This is a genomic window from Rothia mucilaginosa (assembly GCF_964210535.1).
Lineage (GTDB): Bacteria > Actinomycetota > Actinomycetes > Actinomycetales > Micrococcaceae > Rothia > Rothia mucilaginosa_F.
Window position 1 is genome coordinate 1 of the sequence record NZ_CAXOMR010000007.1, and the last position, 17,423, is coordinate 17,423.

At 60.5% G+C, this 17,423-nt stretch carries 15 protein-coding genes; 12 read left to right on the forward strand and 3 right to left on the reverse strand.

Annotation, left to right across the window (positions count from 1 at the left end; translation table 11 throughout):
- Window positions 1-569 (forward strand): hypothetical protein (locus tag AB8C10_RS03655; protein ID WP_368866862.1); only part of this gene is annotated, 569 nt, incomplete at its 5' end.
- Window positions 551-1,030, forward strand: a complete 480-nt coding sequence (locus tag AB8C10_RS03660) for a hypothetical protein (RefSeq protein WP_303982654.1) — start codon at window positions 551-553, stop codon at window positions 1,028-1,030. The genes AB8C10_RS03655 and AB8C10_RS03660, both read left to right, overlap by 19 nt.
- A gap of 107 nt (window positions 1,031-1,137) precedes the next feature.
- Here AB8C10_RS03660 and AB8C10_RS03665 read toward each other — a convergent pair whose 3' ends face one another.
- The 3 genes from AB8C10_RS03665 to AB8C10_RS03675 form a co-directional block, all read right to left on the reverse strand.
- Window positions 1,138-4,047, reverse strand: a complete 2,910-nt coding sequence (locus tag AB8C10_RS03665; protein WP_368866863.1) for an FAD-binding and (Fe-S)-binding domain-containing protein — start codon at window positions 4,045-4,047, stop codon at window positions 1,138-1,140.
- Between the two features lie 340 nt (window positions 4,048-4,387).
- Window positions 4,388-5,383 (reverse strand): restriction endonuclease, encoded by a 996-nt coding sequence (locus AB8C10_RS03670; protein WP_005505835.1) that lies wholly within the window; start codon window positions 5,381-5,383, stop codon window positions 4,388-4,390.
- Between the two features lie 140 nt (window positions 5,384-5,523).
- Entirely contained in the window at window positions 5,524-5,754 is a 231-nt protein-coding gene (locus AB8C10_RS03675) for a hypothetical protein (protein WP_296546301.1), read from the reverse strand.
- Between the two features lie 113 nt (window positions 5,755-5,867).
- Here AB8C10_RS03675 and AB8C10_RS03680 point away from each other — a divergent pair, with 113 nt between their 5' ends.
- The 10 genes from AB8C10_RS03680 (at window position 5,868) to ruvB (ending at window position 17,214) form a co-directional block, all read left to right on the forward strand.
- The gene (locus AB8C10_RS03680; protein WP_368866864.1) at window positions 5,868-7,517 is read left to right on the forward strand and encodes an ion channel; all 1,650 of its coding nucleotides are present in this window, start codon (window positions 5,868-5,870) and stop codon (window positions 7,515-7,517) included.
- A 544-nt stretch (window positions 7,518-8,061) separates the two neighbouring features.
- Window positions 8,062-8,724, forward strand: coding sequence for an aspartate ammonia-lyase (locus AB8C10_RS03685; RefSeq protein WP_368866865.1), 663 nt, complete (start codon window positions 8,062-8,064; stop codon window positions 8,722-8,724).
- Window positions 8,725-8,811: 87 nt separating this feature from the next.
- Window positions 8,812-9,387: an HIT domain-containing protein gene (locus tag AB8C10_RS03690; protein WP_368866866.1), complete on the forward strand. Its 576-nt coding sequence runs from the start codon at window positions 8,812-8,814 to the stop codon at window positions 9,385-9,387.
- 563 nt (window positions 9,388-9,950) lie between these two features.
- Window positions 9,951-11,117 (forward strand): hypothetical protein, encoded by a 1,167-nt coding sequence (locus tag AB8C10_RS03695; protein WP_368866867.1) that lies wholly within the window; start codon window positions 9,951-9,953, stop codon window positions 11,115-11,117.
- A gap of 191 nt (window positions 11,118-11,308) precedes the next feature.
- Window positions 11,309-12,592: a Mur ligase family protein gene (locus tag AB8C10_RS03700; RefSeq protein ID WP_060824727.1), complete on the forward strand. Its 1,284-nt coding sequence runs from the start codon at window positions 11,309-11,311 to the stop codon at window positions 12,590-12,592.
- Entirely contained in the window at window positions 12,592-13,359 is a 768-nt protein-coding gene (locus tag AB8C10_RS03705; RefSeq protein WP_070688395.1) for a type 1 glutamine amidotransferase, read from the forward strand. Before AB8C10_RS03700 ends, AB8C10_RS03705 begins: the two co-directional genes overlap by 1 nt.
- A 133-nt stretch (window positions 13,360-13,492) precedes the next feature.
- The gene (locus AB8C10_RS03710; RefSeq protein ID WP_070506196.1) at window positions 13,493-14,251 is read left to right on the forward strand and encodes a YebC/PmpR family DNA-binding transcriptional regulator; all 759 of its coding nucleotides are present in this window, start codon (window positions 13,493-13,495) and stop codon (window positions 14,249-14,251) included.
- Window positions 14,252-14,515: 264 nt separating this feature from the next.
- The gene (gene ruvC / locus AB8C10_RS03715; RefSeq protein ID WP_368866914.1) at window positions 14,516-15,205 is read left to right on the forward strand and encodes a crossover junction endodeoxyribonuclease RuvC; all 690 of its coding nucleotides are present in this window, start codon (window positions 14,516-14,518) and stop codon (window positions 15,203-15,205) included.
- A 230-nt stretch (window positions 15,206-15,435) separates the two neighbouring features.
- Window positions 15,436-16,056, forward strand: a complete 621-nt coding sequence (gene ruvA, locus AB8C10_RS03720) for a Holliday junction branch migration protein RuvA (protein WP_005505871.1) — start codon at window positions 15,436-15,438, stop codon at window positions 16,054-16,056.
- A gap of 171 nt (window positions 16,057-16,227) precedes the next feature.
- Window positions 16,228-17,214, forward strand: a complete 987-nt coding sequence (ruvB, locus tag AB8C10_RS03725) for a Holliday junction branch migration DNA helicase RuvB (protein ID WP_368866915.1) — start codon at window positions 16,228-16,230, stop codon at window positions 17,212-17,214.
- Window positions 17,215-17,423: the final 209 nt, after the last annotated feature.

Here is a 17,423-nt window from a genome sequence, read left to right on the forward strand (position 1 = left end):
GATTCAAAGGTAGCTTGCACTGTTTTCCACAAGTCATCTTTTTCTCGCTTTCGAGGCTAGTTTTCCACAGATTGCCGAACGGGGTGCACACGCTCCTCAAAATCACGGTAGGGTTCAGATACCCACATGAAGGAGCGACAACCATGGCGAAAAAGAAACGCCTCATATCTGGCGAGAAATTCTACTGTCGGTGCCCCAGCTGCACCGAAACCTGGGATTACCCTCCCGTCATCTCATACCTCGACGATGAGAACACCCTCCGCATCACAGACCGCCACACAACCTGTACCGCTACCGACCCGGCTCGAGATATGGCGTACAACTTCAGTATTGCCCTATCCTGCCGCGACGAAAGGACACAGGATCAGTACTGGCAGGTGATTCGTGGCTGTTCCTCCCATCGGAACTTCCACTACCATCGCTACAAGTACCGCAGCGACCGCTCCATAGTCGAAGAGAACCGGCCCCTGAATAGTATTATGGAAAGCAACGCCGCATACGAAGAAGCAACAGCCTTTATCGTAGAAGGCGCATTTGAAAGGATTGAAGAATGGCAAGCATTGAAGTGATGAAAGAACGAGCTCGCATCGCGGGGCGCTTCAACCTGTCTGCCCGCCGCAATCCAGAACACCGCGCACTCGTAGCCCTAGCGGCTCAACGCGCTGGGGGAGAGTGCCATGTCATCCCCGCCGCACCCGGTGAGAAGGTCGCTGACGTCTTCCGCCGCTCCCGTAACGTCGCCGGAGAGTCAGCCGTCATTATCGTCACCGAAATCAACGGAACGCTCTACGCCCAGATTATCCAAGCCGAGCGCGTACGTAACCTCGGACAAGATTCACGCGGTGTAACAACCGTTGCGAGCGCATCTGGCGTTACCCAACCGGAAACCGCACACGAAGACCTGACGATTGGCACCTTCTTGCAGTACGCACAGATGATTCCGAACGGCTCAGTCGTCCTAGAAAGCGACTTGAGCCCGGTGCAGGCAGTTGCACAGAACGCGCTGGGGGCTCATCTGGTCACTGCCTAAAGAAGAGCCTAGAAGCACTAAAACAGATAAAAAGAGGGACTCGGCAGGCTATCCATCAGATAGCCCACCGGGTCCCTTCTTCATACCGCTGCTATGCGCTCAGCCTTTTAGCGGGTGGTGCGTTCCAGCAGCTGCAACACGTTCTGGTAGCTGTGGCCGGTCGCCTCCGTCATACCCTGCTCACAGGTGCGGTTCGCCGAAATATATGCGGCGAACTGCTTCTGCTCGCTCAGCTCCGCAGCCTCCGCCTCCGTAGCGCTCGCAGTCAGCTCCGGGTGCAGCATACCGCGGTCACCCGCATAACCACAGCAACCCCAGTGCTTCGGCACGTACACGTCGTCACTCATCGCGTTCGCAATCTTCTCAAACGCAGGCTGAGTACCCAGGTGAGTCATCGAGCAGGTCGGGTGCAACGCAATCGACGGCAGGGGAGCAGACACGCTCAGCTTATCCAGCATGTTATCCGCGGCGAACTGCACCGCGTCGTACATGCGCAGACGGGAGTAGTCCGGCTCACCCGGCTTCAGGCCGTTCACGATCTTGTGCTCAAGCGCCTTAATAACCTTCTGGCGCATCACCTCAAGGCCCTCAGTACAGGACGAAGCGTCACACACGACCGGCAGGCGGCCACCGTCAGTAGCCTCCCACAGGGACTTCAGCACGCGGTCGCTCATGATCGAGTAGCCGTCGGTGAAGCCCTTCGACTTCCACGGGGTAGCGCAGCACATCTCACCAATATTGTCCGGGATGCGGTACTTCACGCCCGCACGCTCACACAGGCGAATGAACGCCTGGGTTGCGTTGACCGGGTCGTGCTTGCCGTCGCCGTCCACGCCACCGAACATGGAGTTCACGCAGGCGGGGAAGAACACAATCTCAGCGGTTGCGTCCTTGTGCGGCTTACGCGCCGGGCCACCAACCGGCAGGTCCTTCTTGTAGGACGGAACCATGTCGTCGCCCATGACCTTGCGGGCAATGTCGGTGGTGCCGTGCACCACGGGGAACGGCAGCTTCTTCGCCACGGTCAGGGCCTTGCCGGCGACCTTGTCCATGATGCCCCACTGCTGTGCGGCAACCTTCCAGCCGGTAGCGGCCAGCTTGTCCTGGTTCTCAGAACGCAGGCGGCGAATCAGGTCACCGGTGTTAATGTTCACGGGGCAGCGGGTCTGGCACATGCCGTCCACAGCACAGGTCTCAATGCCGTAGTACTCGTACTCCTTACGCAGGCGCTCAGCGAGCTCGTGGTCGCCGTTCGCCTCAGCGGCAGCAATCTCACGGCGTAGCACGATGCGCTTACGCGGGGTCAGAGTCAGGTTGCGGGAGGGGCAGACCGGCTCGCAGTAGCCGCACTCCACGCAACGGTCGACTTCTTCCTCAACGGTCTCAGCGACCTTCAGGTCGGTCACGTAGTCGGTGTCCGGCTCGGCGAGCAGCACGCCGGGGTTCATGAAGCCCTTCGGGTCAATGAGGCGCTTAATCTGGCGCATCACGTCGAAGAGTTCCTCACCGAACTGGCGGCTCACGAACGGAGCCATGATGCGGCCGGTGCCGTGCTCAGCCTTCAGCGAGCCGTCAGCGGCAAGAATCAGCTGAACCATTTCTTCGGTGAACTCGCGGTAGCGATCCAGCTGCTTCGGGTCGCGGAACTGCTCGTTCAGCATGAAGTGGATGTTACCGTCCTTCGCGTGACCGAAAATCACGGAGTCCTGGTAGCCGTGCGAGTCGAACAGCTTGGTCAGGTCGCTACAGGTGTTACCCAGAACTTCGACGGGCACGACCACGTCTTCGAGCAGCGCGTTGGTGCCGGAGCGGCGGTTGCCCGCGACGGTGGTGTACAGGCCGCGGCGTGCCGCCCACAGGGCGTTACGCTCAGACAGCTTGCTGGTCATCGACACCGGCGAAGCCACCGGAAGGCTCTTAAACATGGGTGCTGCAGCGGCGGCAAGGTCGCTCAGCTCCTGCTCGGAGTTGCCCTGGAACTCAACCAGCAGAGCGGCGTGGTCCTTCACGTCAATGGCGGCGAGCGCCTCCGCAGCCTGGCCGGTACGCTGAGCCACACGAATACTGGTGGCGTCCATCAGCTCAACGGTAGCGAGCTTGTTAGCAACCAGTTCGGGCACGGAGCGTGCAGCATCGATGAGGTTGTCGAACACGAGCAGGCCGGTGGAAATGTTCTTCAGAATCGGCAGGGTGCGGTAGGTTGCCGAAGCAACGAAGCCGAGGGTGCCCTCCGAACCAATCAGCAGGTGCTGCAGAATGTCCACGGGGGTCTCGAAGTCGACCAGGGAGTTCAGGCCGTAACCCATGGTGTTCTTCATGGAGTACTGCTGGCGAATCTTCGCCATGGACTCGGGGTTCTCGAGCACGCGCTTGCGCAGGCGCAGCAGGCCCTCGTGGATTTCGGGTTCGAGGGAGCGCAACTTCTGGTCAGCGTCCGGCTCGGCGGTGTCGATGATAGTGCCGCTGGGGAGCACGAACACCATGGAGTCGAGGGTGTTGTAGGTGTTGTACTTGGTACCCGAAGACATGCCGGAGGAGTTGTTCGCAACCACGCCACCGATGGTGCAGGCGGACCAGGAGGCGGGGTCGGGGCCGAGCTTGTAGCCGTAGGGTGCCAGGTAGTTGTTGACCATCATGATGGTCGCGCCGGGCTGCACGCGCACCTTCTTGCCGTCTTCAAGGACCTCAATCTTCTTGAAGTGGCGGCGGGTGTCAACCATGAGGCCGTCGCCGCTTGCCTGACCGGAGAGGGAGGTACCGCCGGAGCGGAAGGTGAGGGGCAGGCCGAGGTCGCCAGCTACGCGGAAGATGTTTGCGACGTCTTCGGCGGAGTCGGGGCGGATCAGGCCGGCGGGCACGAGCAGGTAGTGGGATGCGTCGTGGGAGATTGCCAGGCGTTCGAGTTCGGAGACGCTGGATTCGACTGCCTCGGCGCGCGCGTCGGAGAGTAGGCGCTTGAGGGTGTCTTCGTAGGGGGACTTGAGTGCTTTGGAAGTGTTTGACACAACGGTGGTCATGATGAATCTCCTTAGTGAGACTGTCTTACCTTTCAGTATGTGCTCTTGAACACCGTCTTTTCCGCTTAGCTATGGCTAAGCTTGGCGACTACTTGTCACCATAAAGGGGGTGGGTTATACACCGTGCTGATGCGGTGGTTTGCCGCGTATTTGCTGGCTTTCCGGGGGAATACGCCCGGGCCTGCGGAGGCGCACCCACCACACTCTGAACGCCGCGGCCGCTCTTAGGCGCGGCTGCCGAGGGTTGTAACATTCCAGCGGCTAACCCAAAAGGCGGCTAACCCAAAAGAAAGCGTGGGGCAGAAAGCTACATGCTTTCCACCCCACGCTTGTGTAACGTTTAGGCTTCGTCGAAGAAGTCCTCATCAAGCTTCATGATGGTGTACGTGCGTGCCACCTGTACGCCAACACCGTACTTAATCATGAGGCGCGCCAGGTGCTCACCATCAATCAGAACGAGGGAAACTCCGCCACCAAGTTCCTCCGCATAGCCGCGTGCGTCAGACGTATAGGAGCTCGACGTGATGAACACTCCCTGCGTTGCCTTGCCATGCAGTGCGCCCACAAAGCTCTGAAGGGCAGGGCGTCCCACCACATTGTCCTTGGCGTAACGCTTAGCCTGGACATAAATCTTTGAAAGACCCAACGCATCCTGGTCAATGATTCCGTCCACGCCGCCGTCATTGGAAGCCGGAGTAACGGTGCCGCGTCCTGCCGGGCCGCCGTAGCCCATCGCCAACAGAACATCCACCACCAGATGCTCAAAAGCAGTCGGAGACATTGCGCGGACGCGTTCCAAAATATCGTGCGTCAGCGCGGACTCAATCTGAGTGATGCTTTCATCAATGAGTTCCTGCGGGGTGCTATCAGACACCTCAGAGGGTGCAGTCGTGACGGCAACAGTCTTGGTAGCGGTCTTCGGGGTTTCCTGCGGGTCCTGCTCGGAACTATCAGACTGGGAACGCTCACGCGTGCTGCGGGCGGAACGAACGATATGCGCGACGACATCATCGGGGATGCCCCCAGGATGAGCCTCAATCAGCTTCAAGCCTTCGTCAGAAATAACCTGCTGACCGCGGCGAGGGGAATCAACCGCACCGAACATCTTGAGATAGGTCAAGCCCCAACTAATGCGGTCCACATAGACGGGACGCTTGCCGTTCGGCAGGTAGGGTAGTAGCTGCTCGTCAGAAAGCGGGTAGCGCTCTGCTACAGCGCTATAAATCTCTTTATTGGTGCGGGAGTTGCCGTCAGATAGGTAAGCAAGAATGCTGGGAATGAATTCGTAGAACTTGGGAAGTTCAACCTCAGTGGTATCAGGCGACTGAGCGGTCATCGGTGTATCTCCATTGATTGATAACGGCTGGTTAATAACGGCGGGTAGTCCGTTCTTAATATACCTCTAATACAAAAGATAATCGTTACCAGAGGTGCCTGTTTTCCCTTGTGCAGGCTTTATTAGCGCCGCAGCTGCTCTTAGGCACGCCCGCCGAGCGCCGTAACATTCCAGCTGGCAGTACTATCAGAAGTCACCACACCACAGAACAGGGGAGAACCCGCCGAAGCACGCACCCCCAAATCCTCCACAAACACGCGGCCACCCGCAGGCACACTACGTTCCTTACGATCCACACCCGCACAATACACCGTCATCTTCGCACCCGAACGGTTCTCAACCGCAACCGAACTGCCGCCCGATTTCGACACAGTATCGTGCACAAAACCGCGGTGTAAAGACCGCCGCCCAAAGGTCACAGCACAAGGTCACAGTGCAACGAAATAGAAACGCAAACGCAACGGCGTGGAGTATCATTCACACTATGGATAAGGCAGAACAGAACCAGACAGACAACACGGTAAAGAACGGCACAGCACCCAATACCTCGGGGAATACCTCGGGCAATATTCCGGGGAACAGCCCGGTGGGTGCGTCTGCGCGCCCTGAAACTGTTGCATCTGAAACTACCGCATCTGAAGCCGCCGCTGAGAATACCACGAAGGCTGGTTATACCCAGTCGGCACCGGCAGAATCCAGTGCCGCCAAAACTAGTGCTGCAGCAAGTAGCCCCGCAGAGGCTACCGCCCCCGGCATGGAGGCAGTACAGGTTGATGCCGTGCAGATTGATAGCGCCCGCCTGGACAGCACCCACTCCGTCTACTCCACCGACCTGGACCCCGACGACTACGAAGAGGTCGTCGAAGAATACGCCACCACCGACGCGCCGGACGGTACGCACCGCGAGGAGCGTCGCATCACCCGCACCACGCATCACCCGCACGGCAAGCAGGGCGACCCGAAAGCGGGCACCCAGAAAGCAGGATCCCCGGGTGGCCCTGATGGCGCCGCCGAGATTATTGACGTAGGCGAACCTGAAACGCACACCACGACCATCCGCACGGTCACCCGCACCGTCACGGACCCGCCGCGTCGCGCCCCGCGCACCCGCCTGTTCCGCACGCTCAGCAAGTACCGCGGCGAGAAGAACCTGGCGGCGTGGGAGGAACGCTCCTCCACGCCCATGTTCGTGGCGTCCGTACTGTACCTGCTCGCGTTCGCCGCGCCCATCATGAGCACACGCATTCAGGAGCCGTACGACGCGTACCTCAACATCATTCAGATGATCCTGTGGGGCCTATTCGCCGCCGACTACTGCATTCGCCTGTACTTGGCGCCGCGGCGACTCTACTTCATCACGCATAACCTGATGAACCTGGCGATTGTGCTGCTGCCCGCGTGGCGTATTGTCAGCTTCCTCTCCATGATTTATATGACCGCCAACCGCCAATATAAGAGGCTCTCCGAACTGGGGATGAAGCTCTTCGGCTACACCGCGATCTTCATCATCATGTTTGCCCTGTCGATCTATTCGGTGGAGTCCTCCGAGCCGGGCGCGATGATTCGTGACCTGCCCACCGCCTACTGGTGGATGTTCACGACCCTCACCACGGTCGGCTACGGAGACGTTTACCCGGTCACCGGTATCGGCAGGGTCATCGCCGTGATCGTCATGCTGTACGGCGGGGGCTTGGTCGCGGTTGCTACCGGTGCGCTCGCGAGCTGGATTATCGAAAAGTTTGGTGGCAGGGAGGAGCAGGAGTACCCCGCAACCAAGGCTGACGTGGACGATCTTCGCCAGGAGATTTCTGAGTTGCGTGCCCTGCTGGCTCGTGAGTATGCGCGCCGTGAAGCCCACGACTACACGTTGCGTGAGGTTGTGGATGAGGACGGCGTGCACCCGGTTCCTTCGGAGGCGGAGGCGGCACGCCGCGCCGGTTTCAGCGCCGCCGCGGGCTTTACTGCCCCTGGTACTCCTGGCGCTCCGGGTGCTGCTGCGGCAGCTTCTGCGGAGGCTACCCCGAACACCGCGCCCGGCGCCGCGCGGGCTGGTGAACCTGCCGACTCCTCGGCATCTCATGAGGTTGCGGTGCGCGAGCAGGAGCCGGTCGCCCTGCTGGAGGAGACCCGCTAGACGTTCACGATTATTCGTGAAAAGTTCTCGTTGCGTTCCCGCAAGCAGTAGTCCGCTCGCAAATACCCTGCGGACAGTAACCGGGCTGTAGCGGCTCGGTTGCGGTAGCGCAGATAGCAGCGCAGATATAACAGTTCAGTTGAGGCTTGGCGCTCAAACCCACACCGCATACTTATTGAAGCGGTGGGTTTGGGTGCCGAGCCTACGCGAAGGCAAGACGAAGGCAAGAAAATTGCCGCCCACGCCACCGTGCGGGATATTTCGCCTTGTCGAGGCAAAATTAGCCCGTGGAGAGTGCAAATTGGGGCTCGTGTGCGCGAAAAACCCCTCAACTTAAGATCTAATGTGACCAAACTATCTTTTAAAAATGGCCGCCACTGGTGAAACTCCTAGCCAGAGCCTATAAACTATCTACCGTGCCGGTTATCGAACGCCCTGTAGCCTCAATGCGCTACGGGGTGTCGTCGTATCCCCACCTCACTCACGGGGAGGCACCACTCAACTCACAAACTCACTCAAACACATACTCTGTTAGGACACGTTCGTGGTACCTAAGTCCACTCTGGGCGCGCTCGCTCTACTCGGCGCGCTCTCTCTCACCGCGTGTGCACCCGCACCGAATAACGCCTCCGCAAGTGCGGTTGTTGACCCCGCAGCTTTTGAAACCGTCGAGCCCAGCGCCGTTCCCGCCCCCGGCGACGACAGCACCGGAATTAAGGCGGCGGTCAATACCTCGCAGGACCCGTCGATTCACCCTACCGCGACCCAGCCCACTGAAACCCCCGCGCCGGCGGGTGCCGGTAGCTATACGCCGGATGCTCAGGAACAGACCGCATACACCGCGGCGCCCATGCCTTCCTCGGCAGCCGTTGCGCGCTCGCAGAAAATCATGGACGGCACCTGGGTTCAGCAGGACTCTACCAACCTTGAGAACTACATGGACGCAGTCATTCACGACGGCATTATCGAGGTCACCTACCACCTGAACCACGAAGAGCTGGCAACCCCCTTCTGGGTTGGCACTTTCGAGGCGAAGACCGGCAACTTCAGCTACATTTCCCGCGTGGACCGCGCGAAGCTGGCGCGTGCACCGTACGCTTCCGATAAGGAAACCAAGGAATTCGTCATGGAGGACGGCGTGCTGAGCTTCCCCATGACCTTTGAGGGTGCCACCCGCATCATTCACCTGGAAAAGCAGCACGACTAAGGCCGCCGCCGGGGGAGTTATCTCATATCTGGCACGCATGGCGGGTGGGGCGTTCCTGTTGCCGCGTGCGGGCTATAGAATGGGACTATGAGCGAGAACACGACCCCCGAGCACGGCACCGCAGCCTCGGTGCAGGATTCCTTTGAGCTGCCCGGCGCACCGGACCAGTTCCAGCGCCTGTGGACCCCTCACCGCACCGCCTACGTGAGCGGTGGCCAGAAGGACTACACCGAGAAGACCTGCCCCTTCTGCACCGCGCCCAGCCGCAGTGACGAAGAGTCGCTGATTGTGCACCGCGGCGAGCATGCCTTCGTGATTCTCAACCTCTACCCGTACAACCCCGGTCACCTGCTGGTCTGCCCGTACCGCCACATCCCGTTTTACGATGATGCGACCGAGGCTGAAACCATGGAGATTGCACAGCTGACCCAGCTTGCCATGAAGGTTCTGCGTGAGGTGTCGCATAATGACGGCTTCAACATTGGCATTAATCAGGGCAAGGTGGGCGGCGCGGGCATTGCTGATCACCTGCATCAGCACATTCTGCCGCGCTGGAGTGGAGATACGAACTTCCTGCCGATTATCGCTCACACCAAGACCATGTCCCGCACGCTGGACGATATGCGCGTGGCCATTGCGGAGGGGTTTGATCGACTCAGCTAGACAGTCCGGTCTAGACAGTCCGGTCTAGACAGTCCGGCGACCCGGTTGGCAGGCTTGGTGAGTTTGAAAATCTGCACTATTTCCTTCAATTTGCCAACCAGTGCAGAAAAAACTTGCTTCATAAATGCGTAGATTAGGCGGTCGACGCGTATTTGAATGATGTTATGTCCATTGGATATGGCAAAGTTTTAAATGCAGCAAGGCTGCGGGGAAGCTTCCGGCTTCCATGAACACCGCATAGCTCACCGAAAAATAGCGGTCACCGATCGCTTTCGGGCTTGGCAGGGTAAGCGCCCTGCCTCAACCACAGAGGTCAGCGCCTCAGCTGAGAACCCACCCCGTCGTGCGTGAACGCACGGCAACACTGCGAGGGGTGCGGATCAGCGTGAAGGACGCTGGCCTCTTTTTGTGTTCTGCGGATGCGCGTGGCAGATGCGTGTGGGGGCGAGCGCGCGGGGAATGTGCGGAACGTCTAGGGTGAGCCCGCCGGTCGTGCCACGAACCCGCCAGACCCGCTAGATTTGCCAGCACTAGATGTACCAGACCCGTTAGAGTGGAATGCTATGGACTACCCCAACCTGCTTGAGACTGCTTTCGACGAGTTTAGTGCTGCGCCCGCCGCCGGTAATAATGCCGCCGCCGGTGATTCTGTAGGCGCGCCGCAGCTGCTCATCTGGAGGCAGATCCGCTGGTCCAACCGCCGCCCGCTCATTGAAGTGGAACCGGTCGTGCCCGGCGGGGTCGCGGAAGGAACTCATAACCGGGCGTCTCAAGCGGCGGGGGAGAGCGCCCCTAACCAGGAAAGCAACCCTGCGCAGCGTGGCGTTCCGAGCGGGGTTCGCATCCAGATTCCGCTGACCCCCGGCGCCTACCTGGGGCTGCGCATTCCGCGCGATAGCGAGGGGGAACTCTACCGCTACTGCGCCGGCTACACCACCGGCACGAGCAATGACGCCGCCCCCGAATCCGCGGGAATCCGCCGCGTACCCTGCCCGGAGGGCACCCGCATCCAGCGTGGCCAGCAGTGCCCGCGCTGCACCGCCCGCGACGAATTTACCGCCCTGCACAGCGCGCACCTGTACCCCGGAACGCTCACCGAATCCATGCGCGCCTACGCCATGCTGGAGCATCGCCTCTACATCGCGACCTTCCCCGACGGCACGCACAAGGTCGGCACGAGCTCCCTGCATTCGACCCCGCGCCGCCTGGACGAGCAGGCGGTCGCCACCGCCACCTACATTGCGCTCGCACCCGACGGCCTTGCCATTCGCCGCGCCGAGGATGCCGTGACCGCTCTCGCGAAGATTCCGCAGGTCAAGCAGATGGCGAGCAAGTACCGTGCCTGGACGAACCCGCTGCCCGGCGCGCAGCTTCGCTCTGCCCACCAGGAGGCGGTTGCCCGCGCCCGCGAAGCGCTCGCCGAACTGGCGCGCACCGAGCCGGAGGTGCCGCTCACCGCCCTGGATGAGCCGTGGATTCCGTCGCTTGCCATGAACCGCCCGTATGCGGTGTTGCGTGCGCAATCGCCCGAACCTCTGGCACCCTGCGATTCTGGTCTGGAGAGTGGGGCGGCTGGCTTCTTTTGTACGGGTGCGGCGGGTCAGTTTTTGAGCGCCCACACCGGCGATGCTGACGCGGCGTTCCTGGTGAATACTGCCGCGTGGCGGAATGTACTCGTGGAGCCGGCGCAGGAGTTCACGCGGGTGAGGGTGCAGGGTTCTCTGTTCTAGATGGGTTCACTGTACTAGGCGGGTTCGCTGTTCTAATACCCCCGGCGCTCCGCTCTAGCCGGAGCCCCGCACCAAACCCCTGCGCCAAACCCCCCGCACCCCCTGCGCCAAAACCCCAGTAACCCCGCCCCGTCCGGCATGAGCGAACGATACCGCTCCCCACATTCAGCCGTTAGCGTGCGTGTACTAAAATGGTAAGCATGTCCAAACCCCTCATTCGTCTTCTCGGCCAGGGCGTACGCGCCGCGACTAAGCTTCGCGGCGGCGGCTCCGCCTTCCCCGGCCTTGTCATGGAAAAATTGCACCCCGACTTCGTTGCTGAAGAGCTCGCGAAGCTGCCCTACGGCGTGGTTGTTGTCTCCGGCACGAACGGTAAGACCACCACCACGAAGATGGCTGTGCAGCTGCTTGAAGCTCAGGGTCTGAAGGTTTTCACTAACCGCACCGGCTCGAACTTTGTGCGCGGTGTTGCCGCGGCACTGCTGGGCGAGATGACCCTCGGCGGCAAGCTTGACGCTGATATCGCTGTGCTTGAGCTGGACGAGGCGCACGCCGTGCACTTCGTCAAGGCCGTCAAGCCCGATTACGCTCTGCTGCTGAATGTTCTGCGTGACCAGCTGGACCGCTTCGGTGAGATTGACACGACCCGCCGCATGCTGGCGACCGTCGCCTCCGCAACGACCGGTACCGTGGTGCTCAACCGTGAGGACCCGCGCATCCGCTCCCTCGCTGAGAACGTGCAGCCTGGCGTGACCGTCAAGTATTACGGTCTGGATGAGTCCTTGCGCTCGTACTTCCCCTCGGATGATGAGATGCGCGGCGGCACCGTCGCGAAGGCGACCCTGCCCGATGCCGACGTCACCCTGACTGCGTTCTCCGGCACCTCCGCAACCTTCGATCTGGCGGGTGTGGAGCGAGTCGGCGAGATCAACCTCTACGGCATTTACAACATCTTCAACGCGGCTGGCGCTATGGCACTGACCCGCGCCGTCATGGGCGAGAAGCTCAACGAAGATAAGCTCATCGCGGAGCTGGCAAAGATTACCCCCGCCTTCGGTCGCGGTGAGACCCTGAACGTGAACGGCCGCCCGCTGCAGCTGCTGCTCGTGAAGAACCCGAGCGGTTTCCGCCTGTCCCTGGCGAGCGCGAACGCTGACGACTACGCCACCATGATTACGATTAACGACCAGTACGCTGACGGTCGTGACGTGTCCTGGCTGTGGGATGTTGACTTCGACAGCTTGAAGAAGACCGGCGTGCAGATGGTCTCGGGTGTGCGCGCCTGGGATATGGCGCTGCGCCTGGATCATGACGGAGTGAAGGTTGACGAGGTCAACGAGAACCTCGCCGATGCGCTCAAGGGCTTCATTGCCTCCAGCGGTAACGCGCCCATGCGTATTTTCTGCACCTACACCGCAATGCTGGCTCTGCGTGAAGAGCTCGCAAAGATTACTGACGTTGAGAGGGTCTCCTAATGACGGCAACTCACACTTTTGAGGGCACCCCCGCCTCCGGCCCCAATAACGGTAAGACTCTGCGTATTCTGCAGCTGTACCCGCTCGACATGAACATTTACGGCGACTGGGGCAACACCCTGGCGTTGGCTCGTCGCGCGCAGGCACACGGCTTTGACGTGCAGATTCTGGACCACAACCCCGGTCAGCCCTTCCCGGAGGATGTTGACATTATTCTGGGCGGCGGCGGCCAGGATTCCGGTCAGTCCGTGATTCAGGACGACCTGCACGCGAACGGTGACACGCTGCGCTCGCTGGCTGAGGCTGGCGTGCCGATGCTCGTCATTTGTGGCCTGTACCAGCTGTTCGGCAAGGAATTCCGCACCCGTGAGGGTGAGGTGCTCAAGGGTATCGGCATTTTTGATGCGCACACGGTCGGCGGCGATGACCGCCTGATCGGCAACATTGTTGAGGAGTCTGAGGAGTTCGGTACCGTGATTGGTTTTGAGAACCACTCGGGCCTGACTTACCTGGGTTCCGGCTGCACCCCGCTGGCTACCGTCACCAAGGGTGAGGGCAACAACGTGACCGATGCGTATGAGGGTGCGCGCGTGCACAACGTGATTGGCACTTACCTGCACGGTTCGCTGCTGCCGAAGAACCCGAAGATTTCGGACTACCTGATTAAGCAGGCGGCTCAGCGTAAGTTTGGCGAGTTCACGCCGAACACGATTGACGACTCGCTGGTGGAGAAGGCGCGCGCTTCGGCTGCGTCCCGCCCCCGCTAGCCTATTCCTGGCGGTGGCGTGCACTTTCTGAGGTGGTGTGCGCCTCCGCTACGGTATAGTTGATTGAGTTATAGTACAGTGCGCGGGGCGTTTCGCCGTGTCCGTGCAGAGGTTTTGACTAAGGGAGATACGAATGTCCGGTCACTCTAAATGGGCGACTACTAAGCACAAGAAGGCTGCTATCGACGCTAAGCGCGCGAAGGCTTTCGCGAAGTTCATTAAGGCAATTGAAGTTGCGGCACGTATGGGTGGCGCTGATATTGCTGGTAACCCCGCTCTTGACCTGGCTGTGTCGAAGGCGAAGAAGAACTCCGTTCCTAACGACAACATTGACCGCGCAATCAAGCGTGGCGCTGGCCTGACCGGTGAGACCATTGACTACACCGAAATCATGTACGAAGCACGCGGCCCGCAGGGTACCGCTCTGTACATTGAGTGTCTGACCGATAACCGTAACCGTGCAGCGTCTGAGGTTCGCCTGGCTGTGACCCGTAACGGCGGCACCATGGCTGACCAGGGTTCGGTTGCGTTCCTGTTCGAGCGTAAGGGCGTTGCTGAGGTCACCAAGACTGACGGTCTGACCGAGGACGACGTTCTGATGGCTGTTCTGGATGCAGGCGCTGAAGAGGTTCTGGACGAGGGCGATATCTTCACCGTTGTTTCCGCAGCGACCGACCTGCCCGAGATCCGTAAGGCACTGGACGAGGCTGGCCTGGAGTACAACAACGACGACCCGGTCTTCCGCCCGACCATGCAGGTTGACCTGGACGCTGAGGGTGCTAAGAAGTTCATGAAGCTGGCAGATGCTATTGAAGAGCTCGACGACGTTCAGAACGTCTACTCGAACGCTAACGTCTCTGACGAGGTTATGGCAGAGCTGGAAGCTGAGTAATCATAGCTGAGTAATCACTCGGGTTCTGATATCTGATGCTTGAAGAAGCCGCTCCTTTAACCGAGCCGCCGCGCGGTGGCTGGTTGGGGGAGTGGCTTCTTAGTGTCTGGGGCTATTTTGGGGATGCGCCGGGTACTTTTCGCGGGACGCGCGGTGACCGTTTACCCGGTGACCGTGCTCGTGGCATGCCCCGGTGCCGGGTGCTAGGATTCTGAAGGGCTAGAATCTAGAGATTCTAGAGGGAGTTTGTCGAAAGGGGAGATGATGGCCGCTGCTCAACCTGCCGCACGCGATAGCATGCGTGAGAACCGTACTGCCGCCGCTGTGGAGCGTGTGCCGGGTGCAACCCGCATCATGGGTGTTGACCCGGGTCTGACCCGCTGCGGCTTCTCCATGCTCGATATGACCGCCGACCGTAAGGCGCACTTCGTGAACGTGGGTGTTGCCGGCACGATCCCGGCGGAGTCCCTGGACCAGCGTATTCTCTGGATTTTCAACGCCGCCTCCCACTGGCTCGACACCTACAAGCCGGATGCCCTGGCGATTGAGCGTATCTTCGCTCAGGAGCAGGTGAACACGGTGATTGGTACGGCGCACGCTTCGGGCGCGGTGATTTCTGCGGCGGCGATGCGCGGCGTGCCGGTGTTCTTCCATACCCCCTCGGAGGTGAAGGCGGCGGTGACCGGTAGCGGCCGCGCCGATAAAGCCTCCGTGGGTCGCATGGTGACCCGCATTCTGGGGCTGGATTCCATGCCGAAGCCCGCCGATGCTGCTGATGCCCTGGCGATTGCGATTTGTCACGGTTGGCGTGGCGGCGGCATCGGTTCGGGTATCAATATGTCTGCTCAGACGCAGACTCACCAGGGTTCACGCCCGGCGCAGGCTCGCCGTGGCGGGTTGTTGACTCCGGCGCAGCGTGCCTGGATGGAGGCGGAGGCGCGCGCTCGCCGCTAGAGATGCCGCCGCTAGAGGTGCCTTTGTGGGCCTGTGCCTTGCCTCCTGCTGACTCGCATGTATTCGCTAAGAAGTTCGAATACATGCTTGATTTCAGAAGAAATATTCTAATATACTTGTAGTGTCTCCCCGTGAACTGGGGGAGTGCGTTCTGCGGGTGCCGGAGTTCCCGGTGCCCTCACACTGCCGCGAGCCTCATTCCTGGGCGCGGTGTTGAAAGGTGGAGAGAAATGATTGCATCCCTGACCGGTCGTGTGGCTCAGGTTGGCCTTGATCATGCGGTGATTAACGTGAACGGTTTCGGCATGCTCGTGTACGCTACCGCGCGTACTCTCTCCAAGCTGCGCACCGGTGAGGAAGCCACCGTGCTGACCACCATGATTGTGCGTGAAGAGTCGATGACTCTGTACGGTTTTTCGGAGCCTGCCGAGCGTGAAGTGTTCGATATGATGCTTTCGGTTTCCGGTATTGGTCCGCGTATTGCTCTGGCGGTGTTGAGTGTTCACACTGCCGCTGAGGTGGAGCGCGCCGTGGCAACCGGTGACGATAAGGCGTTCACGAAGGTTCCCGGTATCGGTCCGAAGGGTGCCCGCCGTATTGTGCTGGAGCTTGCCGGCAAGCTGATTCTCAGCGATGGTCAGACTGATGAGCTACCGCTGAGCCAGGGCATTGTCTGGAAGCCGCAGGTGCTTGACGCTCTCACCTCCCTGGGCTGGAGCGAGAAGGACGCTTCCGCCGCTATTGACGCTTACGTGCAGCACAACCCTGCCGCAGAGACTGAACCGGTGGGTGTGGCTCTGCGCGGTGTGCTCGCATCCTTGGGTACTCAGAACACGGTGGGCCGCCACTAAGCGGCGCGCCCTGTTCGACGTATCCCACTCAAACTTTTGTGAAAGAAGAATTCTATGAGCCAGAATCCCTATGAGCCGCAGCCCGCGGCGTCCCTGGTTTCCGGCGGGTATTTTCCCGGTCAGGTGCCCGGCACTCAGGCGTCTTCAGCTCCCGCCCAGCGCCTGGTGGCGATGGAAGAAGAGCCTGAAGAGAAGATGATTGAGGCGGCACTGCGCCCTAAGTCCCTGGACGACTTTGTGGGTCAGCGCCGTGTGCGTCAGCAGCTGTCTCTGGTGCTGGAGGCTTCGAAGATGCGTGGCCGTAGCGCCGACCACGTGCTGCTGTCGGGCCCTCCCGGTCTGGGTAAGACCACTCTCGCAATGATTATTGCGGCAGAGATGGAGGCGCCGCTGCGCATTACCTCCGGCCCGGCGATTCAGCATTCGGGTGATTTGGCGGCGATTCTGTCTTCGCTGACTCCCGGTGAGGTGTTGTTCCTGGATGAGATTCACCGTATGAGCCGCCCGGCTGAGGAAATGCTCTACATGGCGATGGAAGATTTCCGTGTGGACATTGTGGTCGGTAAGGGTGCGGGTGCGACTTCCATTCCGTTGGAGCTACCGCAGTTCACCCTGGTGGGTGCGACGACCCGTGCGGGTCTGCTGCCGGGTCCTCTGCGTGACCGTTTCGGCTTTACCGGTCACTTGGAGTTCTACTCGGTGGAGGAGCTGGAGCTGGTACTGCGCCGCAGCGCGGGTCTGATGGATATGCAGATTACCTCCGAGGGTTTCACGGAGATTGCCGGTCGTTCCCGCGGCACGCCCCGTATTGCGAACCGCCTGCTGCGCCGTGTGCGTGACTGGGCGCTGGTGAACGGCGTGGACCGCATTAACGCGACCGATGCCGCAACCGCGCTGGACATGTACGAGGTGGATTCGCGCGGCCTGGACCGTCTGGACCGCGCCGTACTGGAGGCGCTGATTCACAAGTTCGGCGGCGGTCCGGTGGGTCTGTCCACCCTCGCCATTGCGGTGGGTGAAGAGACGGAGACCGTGGAGACGGTTGCCGAACCGTACCTGGTGCGTGAGGGTCTGATCGGTCGTACCCCGCGCGGTCGTGTGGCTCTGCCCGCGGCGTGGGAGCACCTCGACTTGGAAGCACCGGAGATTCAGCTCTAGATCCGTATCAGCTTTAGGCCCGTATCAGCTGATAACACTGTAGTAGCCCGTGGGAGGTATCCGCCTCCTGCGGGCTTCTCTGTGCCCCCCGGTATCTCTTCTGCAGGGGCGGTAGTTCTTCTGCAGGCGCGGCAAGCTCTTCTACCGGTTCTGCAGGCGCTGTCGGGTTCCATTGGGCTCTACCGGGCTCTGCTGGTCTTTATTGGCGA

What these genes read in the sequence shown, in the direction of transcription:
- AB8C10_RS03660 (WP_303982654.1), top strand. Translation starts at nt 551, where the DNA reads ATGGCAAGCATTGAAGTGATGAAAGAACGAGCTCGCATCGCGGGGCGC.
- AB8C10_RS03665 (WP_368866863.1), bottom strand. Translation starts at nt 4,047, where the DNA reads ATGACCACCGTTGTGTCAAACACTTCCAAAGCACTCAAGTCCCCCTAC.
- AB8C10_RS03670 (WP_005505835.1), bottom strand. Translation starts at nt 5,383, where the DNA reads ATGACCGCTCAGTCGCCTGATACCACTGAGGTTGAACTTCCCAAGTTC.
- AB8C10_RS03680 (WP_368866864.1), top strand. Translation starts at nt 5,868, where the DNA reads ATGGATAAGGCAGAACAGAACCAGACAGACAACACGGTAAAGAACGGC.
- AB8C10_RS03690 (WP_368866866.1), top strand. Translation starts at nt 8,812, where the DNA reads ATGAGCGAGAACACGACCCCCGAGCACGGCACCGCAGCCTCGGTGCAG.
- AB8C10_RS03695 (WP_368866867.1), top strand. Translation starts at nt 9,951, where the DNA reads ATGGACTACCCCAACCTGCTTGAGACTGCTTTCGACGAGTTTAGTGCT.
- AB8C10_RS03700 (WP_060824727.1), top strand. Translation starts at nt 11,309, where the DNA reads ATGGTAAGCATGTCCAAACCCCTCATTCGTCTTCTCGGCCAGGGCGTA.
- AB8C10_RS03705 (WP_070688395.1), top strand. Translation starts at nt 12,592, where the DNA reads ATGACGGCAACTCACACTTTTGAGGGCACCCCCGCCTCCGGCCCCAAT.
- AB8C10_RS03710 (WP_070506196.1), top strand. Translation starts at nt 13,493, where the DNA reads ATGTCCGGTCACTCTAAATGGGCGACTACTAAGCACAAGAAGGCTGCT.
- ruvC (WP_368866914.1), top strand. Translation starts at nt 14,516, where the DNA reads ATGGCCGCTGCTCAACCTGCCGCACGCGATAGCATGCGTGAGAACCGT.
- ruvA (WP_005505871.1), top strand. Translation starts at nt 15,436, where the DNA reads ATGATTGCATCCCTGACCGGTCGTGTGGCTCAGGTTGGCCTTGATCAT.
- ruvB (WP_368866915.1), top strand. Translation starts at nt 16,228, where the DNA reads ATGGAAGAAGAGCCTGAAGAGAAGATGATTGAGGCGGCACTGCGCCCT.